Source organism: Candidatus Sysuiplasma jiujiangense (assembly GCA_019721075.1).
In the GTDB taxonomy this organism is placed as follows: domain Archaea; phylum Thermoplasmatota; class Thermoplasmata; order Sysuiplasmatales; family Sysuiplasmataceae; genus Sysuiplasma; species Sysuiplasma jiujiangense.
In genome coordinates this window covers 1-5,139 of the sequence record JAHEAD010000042.1, presented here as the reverse complement: position 1 = coordinate 5,139, position 5,139 = coordinate 1, and the positions used below count along the sequence as shown (strand labels likewise).

Sequence of the window (5,139 nt, the reverse complement as noted above, 5' to 3'; positions counted from 1 at the left end):
ACTCCTCCGGAACGTTGGATATCTCTATTCTCCCCTCATCCTCATGGATCACGATGCCACTGGCCGCCTCCTCCGCCTTCTTCAGCTGTTCGGCTACAGTTCTTCCTTTGTCTGTAAGTGAGATAGAATAAGTGCGTCTACCATAATTGGAGGATATTTTTGTTACATACCCATCCTTTTCTAATGCGTCTAGAAGCTTGTCAAGTGTCTGATTGCTAGATACTATCTTAAATAGTTCTGATTTCATGAATGTATCTTTTTCAAGTAGTTTCAGAATCACTGATTTGGCATATCTGAAGTCTAAGACGTCCATCTGCTATTGACTAAATAACTATTTACATATAGGCATGTTCATATTAGTCATTTAACTAATGAGTAACCTTTAATACATCCACGAGTTCTCTATTTGGTAATTGACAAATGGTGAATGGAATGACAACTACAAATGGAAAGGTTGTGAAGGTGAGCGTCGAGAACTACGCTCTCCTAAAGCATGCCAAGCATGCGATGGAACTTGACTCTTTTGATGACGTAGTTTCAAAGCTGCTAGAGGAGCACCGCCAGAAGGAGGTTGAAGCATGATCTCCAATGCACTTGAGATAGAAAAGTGCGCAAATTGCGGCCATGACATAATGGCCAGCGGTGATCTGGTGAAGCACACCAACACCAAGGACGGCCATAGATTTTTTACCAAATTCTGCCAGGAATGCGAATGTTCTACACCGTCCATACAGAAGAAGGAACTGACGGTCAAGTTCCCCAAGAAACAGGGAAAGACCAGGGAAGAAATTGCAAAGCTGCTCGGTGAAGGAAAGACTAACAGGGAGATATCGAAGATCCTGGGCATGGCAAGCTCGAGCGTGTCCTACCACGTGGGAGCCATCATGGCCGTCAGGGCGGCTGCCGTCAAGGCATCTGCGGGACGTGAAACAGAGGATGCCGGGGTAATACGATCCATTGAAGAGCAGGCCAACGAGACAAAGGAGATCACGGTAGAGAAGGAGAAATCCCCGAGCCCTCCCGCTCCCAATCTAGGGATCCTGAAATCAAGGGTTGAGGTATCATGTTTCGAAGGGTATTACGACACCCAGAAGAAGCTCATCTCCGAAACAGTCAAGGAAGAGATATACCACGCCGGAAAGGGAAAGACAATCACCATGGAAGTCCGGAAGCTGCCGGACAGGACAAGGGTAGTTGTGGAAATAACGGGGGAGGGTGCGCAATGAGGACATTCTACAGGGGGCCTCCATAATGTACGAGAATAGGGATACGCACCGATCCTACAAGGAGTTCCGGGACCTGGATCCCGTCACTGCAAGAGTAATACGATCCATCGAGAAAGTCAAGGACCAGGATGACCCGGATCGTGTGGCCATAAAAGAGCATGCAATTGGGAGGACCGTTACACGAATGAGGGCAGACCTCGGGGCTGTGGAGCCGGAAGGCAAAGAAGGGGTTTTGTGAAATGATCGGTACAGACCTTGGATACAACATGGACCACAAGAATGAGCTGCTGATCGTAGACTTCATGGCATCCCTTCGATCCGACATACAGAAAGCCCGGGAGGAAGCCTGGCAGTGCAGGCAGGTTATCATGATGAATGGGCTGGGTGTGAACCCTTACCTTCATGACGCCTACTGTTTGGCTGCCACGAGGCTCCAATCGCTGTTGGAAGACTGGGAGAAGTGGTTCCCAGGAAAGCCGGCCATAATGGACATAGAAGCAGTTCCGGAGGTGTTTCCATGAAAGAGGTTCTTTTCGATTTCGAGGAATTCATGGACCGCCTTGAAGGATCCAGGTCAAAGGTCCATTCAGCATACAGCAGGAAGGATACGAACGTGTATGTATCCTACACGTTCAGGATTGCGTTCCTCGAGGCACCGACCCTGGTGGTGGTTTACGAGAAGACCCTGACAACTGCCGTGTACGAGGATGATAAAATAGCTGCCTTTCAGAAGGAGTGCAAGGAACTTGCCGAGAAGGCGGATGCCACACCAGGATATTATGAGGAGGCTGATCCGGTTGTGCAATGATCTCTGTACCGGTGTTGAATGCTCCTGCGACTGCAGGAACGAGCCGCACAGATATGGTGCCATGAGGATAATGCTCTTCTGCAAAAGCTGTGGCCATGTGATCAATGAGGAGGAGATGAAGGCATGAGCTTCTCGAACCCAATACAGGACCACAATGACAGGGTCGCACACTCCACGAGCTGGGACGATCCGCCGGAAGACTACAGATGCCCATCATACTGGGAGTTCAAGGGTGTGAAATTTCCCTGTGATCTTGAGGAAGGCCATTCGGGCCCTCATGTAAATTACCATAAGAAAAGGGGCCACGATGCCATAATTATCTGGTCAGTTTCAGGGGAGGGGTTCTGATGTGGTCTCCAATATGTTTGTGTGGACACCCTTATAGCTTGCATTATGGATCAGATACAGGGGAGAGGGATGAACCCTGTTTGGCGGACGATTGCGAATGTGAAAATTTTGAATCGTGGGGGTTCCGATGAAATTCTACGGATACTTCATACTCTATGATGGTAAGAAGGTAGGTGAGATGATTTCAGCCAGTGATGATCCAAGGAAGGCAGCCAATGAATGGCTTGAGAAGATTCCGTCCCTGGTCTCTGCGGGCATAACAAGGACCTTGAAAAGTGAACCGGGCTTGCTCGTGGCAGAAAAGAAGGAGTGGTCCCAATGAGCCGAAAATACACGATTCGCCAGATAGCAAAAGCCCTCTATTTTACCTTCGAGCCTGTGAAATGCAAGGAATGCCACCAGCGGAAGCCTGCCTTTGATTTCCCCATCATCGACTGGCATGGCGTCTCATACTGCAGGAAATGCACAAACAAGATCCTCGACGGACTTGATTTCCATGAGTCGTTCAGGCCATTCAAGGAAATGGCTGACCATTTCCGGTACGCGCTGGAGTGGATCAGGAAAGGGTATTCTGATGATTTTGTTTTTTGGGTAAAGAAGATGGGAAATGGTAAGGAGGGGTACTGATGAATACTCTGACGTTCAAGACAGATACCTCCTCGGCAATGAAGAAGCTGGAGAATGCGGTAAAACGGCTGGGTGCAATAGATTTCGACCATGGCACAAGCACAGGCAGGAATGATGCATCTGCATACGTGAAATTCTCTTACAAGGGGAATGTGTACAGGTTCGAGTACAGCAGGAGCAGGGCGCAGTACTTCGGCATAAGCATACCGCAGCAGAAGGATATCCTCATAGTCCTTGTAAATGGTATCGTGGACCTTGCAAGGCTGGCGGAGAGGGGAGTATTTGATTTTGGCCAGCTGATACAGGGCTTCAGGGCGCTGGAATTTATCGAAGTGCCCAAGTGGGCCGTGTTCATGGGGTTCAACACTAGACCGCTCAATTTCCAGCAGGTCAGGGAGAAATTCAACTCACTGGTCAAGGGTGCCATGAATCCTGAGACGAACCCGGATGATTACCGGCAGCTGCAGGATTACATGAAGATTGCAAGGCAGTATTTCGGAGTGAATGAAAGTTGAGGCCTGATTACAGGATCATGAACAGGCTCAGGTTCCAGCCCAAGCTGATAAAAACCCTGGAGCGGAAGATTGAGAGAGACAGGGACGAGCTGATCAGAATCCGGAATGACCTGTTGTACGAAACCACACAGATCAAGGCCCTGAGGCGACATGAGAGGACGTGCCTGCGAAGGATAGAACGGAATACTGAGGAGCTGAACAGGCTGCGGGTGGATGACATGAAACTGAGGCAGAAGATGGCGGAGGCTGTTTCATGAATATGGAGGAGGCCTGCCAGAAGGCGCTTGATCGGCTTGGCCTGGACGAGATACCGCCATATGCGTCAAATCTTCCCTGGATCAGGAAGAGGAGGATGGAATTTCTCTCAATGGTCGGGCAGATCATGAGGGAAGAATCCGCCAAGAGGGAACAAGTAGTAAAAACAACAATGAAACTGGAGGACTTTGCATGAATTTTGATGAGTGGCTGAAAAGGGAAATGGAGAAGCTGGACAAGATCAGGGAAGCATTGAAGGAGAAGCACGGAACCGTGGACAGGGACTACCAGGAGTGGCTTTTCGAGGATGCCAAGGAGCCATGGGGATTCACCAGGAAGGAAATCCAGGACAGTGGCACAGCTGAAAGGACGGGAAACGGAAACCAGGCATCCGGCGGCAAGCCTGCGCCTGACAGCAGCATCACTGAGATAATGGCGAAATGGGACCTGGTGGACGACAACGGAAAACTGAAGCCACGCAAGTTCCTTAAGGAGGGGTTTGCGGATCTTGCAAAGGAACTGGAACAACATGGCTACAAATACAACAAGAACGCCGGAGGGTTCCTGCCGGCCTGGAAGGGGGTGAAGAATTGAAGGACCTGAACAGCGAACTCAGGACTTTCAGGGTACGCCTGCTCCCGGAATACTCTGTGGAAACCATGGACAGGGCCGTGAGGAGGATAAGGACCCTGTCAAGGAAAGGCCTGGACGTGTTCAACATTGACGAGGTATGGGTCTATGAGTACTGCGCAGAACAGCTTGAACACGCGAAAAAGAAGGTCAGCCTGAGAAGCGAAATGGCCGATCTGGCGAAATGGGCAAAATTCACGAACCAGGAAGTCAGTCTTCCTCATTTCAGCAGGGAACCCAGTTCGGATCCATGGTTTCCCACCGATGACCAGTACCGGGAGATCCTGAGGACATGCAGCCTGAAATTCAACGAGAGTATCAGGGACTACCTCAAGCAGCCGGAACACGAAAGAAAGTGGTTCAGGACAGCTCTGATGATACGGGTGCTTGCGGAGGGGGGCATGAGGATATCGGAGCTCCTGAAGATGAACATCGAGGACAGGAGGGAAAAGGGATACAAGATATGGTCAAGCAAGAAGGAAAAGGACCGGTTCGTTGCATTGTCGCCCACAACAATGGACATGGCTGACCGGTACGTAAGGGAATTCAGGCAGCCCTCAGACCCGAAAGCGCTCTGGACTGCAGACTACGGAAGGATGAAAGCTGCACCCGTGAGGCAGCACATCAAGGAAGCGGGAAAGGCGGCAAACGTCCCGCAGCTCCATGCCCATGCCCTGAGGCATTACTGTGCAACCAGGCTTCTGAAGGCAGGGGTGGACATGAGAAAGGT

The 5,139-nt window shown here is 50.3% G+C and carries 14 protein-coding genes; 13 read left to right on the top strand and 1 reads right to left on the bottom strand.

Features of this window, described 5'->3' with window-relative positions; all coding sequences use genetic code 11:
- Positions 1 to 313: hypothetical protein (locus KIS29_11235; GenBank protein ID MBX8640898.1), on the bottom strand; the 313-nt coding region annotated here is incomplete at its 3' end.
- A 119-nt stretch (positions 314 to 432) separates the two neighbouring features.
- Between KIS29_11235 and KIS29_11230 the strand changes: the two genes are divergently transcribed.
- The 13 genes from KIS29_11230 to KIS29_11170 form a co-directional block, all read left to right on the top strand.
- Complete coding sequence (locus KIS29_11230) at positions 433 to 582, top strand: hypothetical protein (GenBank protein MBX8640897.1); 150 nt, start codon at positions 433 to 435, stop codon at positions 580 to 582.
- The gene (locus tag KIS29_11225) at positions 579 to 1,226 is read left to right on the top strand and encodes a hypothetical protein (protein MBX8640896.1); all 648 of its coding nucleotides are present in this window, start codon (positions 579 to 581) and stop codon (positions 1,224 to 1,226) included. Before KIS29_11230 ends, KIS29_11225 begins: the two co-directional genes overlap by 4 nt.
- A 25-nt stretch (positions 1,227 to 1,251) precedes the next feature.
- The gene (locus KIS29_11220) at positions 1,252 to 1,464 is read left to right on the top strand and encodes a hypothetical protein (protein ID MBX8640895.1); all 213 of its coding nucleotides are present in this window, start codon (positions 1,252 to 1,254) and stop codon (positions 1,462 to 1,464) included.
- Between the two features lies 1 nt (position 1,465).
- On the top strand, positions 1,466 to 1,747 hold the full coding sequence (locus KIS29_11215) for a hypothetical protein (GenBank protein ID MBX8640894.1): 282 nt from the start codon (positions 1,466 to 1,468) through the stop codon (positions 1,745 to 1,747).
- Entirely contained in the window at positions 1,744 to 2,034 is a 291-nt protein-coding gene (locus KIS29_11210; protein MBX8640893.1) for a hypothetical protein, read from the top strand. The genes KIS29_11215 and KIS29_11210 overlap by 4 nt, the downstream gene beginning before the upstream one ends.
- Positions 2,035 to 2,157: 123 nt before the next feature.
- The gene (locus KIS29_11205; GenBank protein ID MBX8640892.1) at positions 2,158 to 2,382 is read left to right on the top strand and encodes a hypothetical protein; all 225 of its coding nucleotides are present in this window, start codon (positions 2,158 to 2,160) and stop codon (positions 2,380 to 2,382) included.
- Positions 2,383 to 2,509: 127 nt separating this feature from the next.
- Positions 2,510 to 2,704 carry a hypothetical protein gene (locus KIS29_11200; GenBank protein ID MBX8640891.1) on the top strand — a complete coding sequence of 65 codons (195 nt, stop codon included), beginning with the start codon at positions 2,510 to 2,512 and terminating at the stop codon, positions 2,702 to 2,704.
- The gene (locus tag KIS29_11195) at positions 2,701 to 3,009 is read left to right on the top strand and encodes a hypothetical protein (protein MBX8640890.1); all 309 of its coding nucleotides are present in this window, start codon (positions 2,701 to 2,703) and stop codon (positions 3,007 to 3,009) included. Before KIS29_11200 ends, KIS29_11195 begins: the two co-directional genes overlap by 4 nt.
- Complete coding sequence (locus tag KIS29_11190; GenBank protein MBX8640889.1) at positions 3,009 to 3,524, top strand: hypothetical protein; 516 nt, start codon at positions 3,009 to 3,011, stop codon at positions 3,522 to 3,524. The genes KIS29_11195 and KIS29_11190 overlap by 1 nt, the downstream gene beginning before the upstream one ends.
- The gene (locus KIS29_11185; protein ID MBX8640888.1) at positions 3,521 to 3,781 is read left to right on the top strand and encodes a hypothetical protein; all 261 of its coding nucleotides are present in this window, start codon (positions 3,521 to 3,523) and stop codon (positions 3,779 to 3,781) included. The genes KIS29_11190 and KIS29_11185 overlap by 4 nt, the downstream gene beginning before the upstream one ends.
- A complete protein-coding gene (locus tag KIS29_11180) occupies positions 3,778 to 3,975 on the top strand; it encodes a hypothetical protein (protein MBX8640887.1) in 198 nt (65 codons plus the stop codon). The genes KIS29_11185 and KIS29_11180 overlap by 4 nt, the downstream gene beginning before the upstream one ends.
- The gene (locus KIS29_11175) at positions 3,972 to 4,373 is read left to right on the top strand and encodes a hypothetical protein (GenBank protein ID MBX8640886.1); all 402 of its coding nucleotides are present in this window, start codon (positions 3,972 to 3,974) and stop codon (positions 4,371 to 4,373) included. The genes KIS29_11180 and KIS29_11175 overlap by 4 nt, the downstream gene beginning before the upstream one ends.
- Positions 4,370 to 5,139: site-specific integrase (locus tag KIS29_11170; protein ID MBX8640885.1), on the top strand; the 770-nt coding region annotated here is incomplete at its 3' end. The genes KIS29_11175 and KIS29_11170, both read left to right, overlap by 4 nt.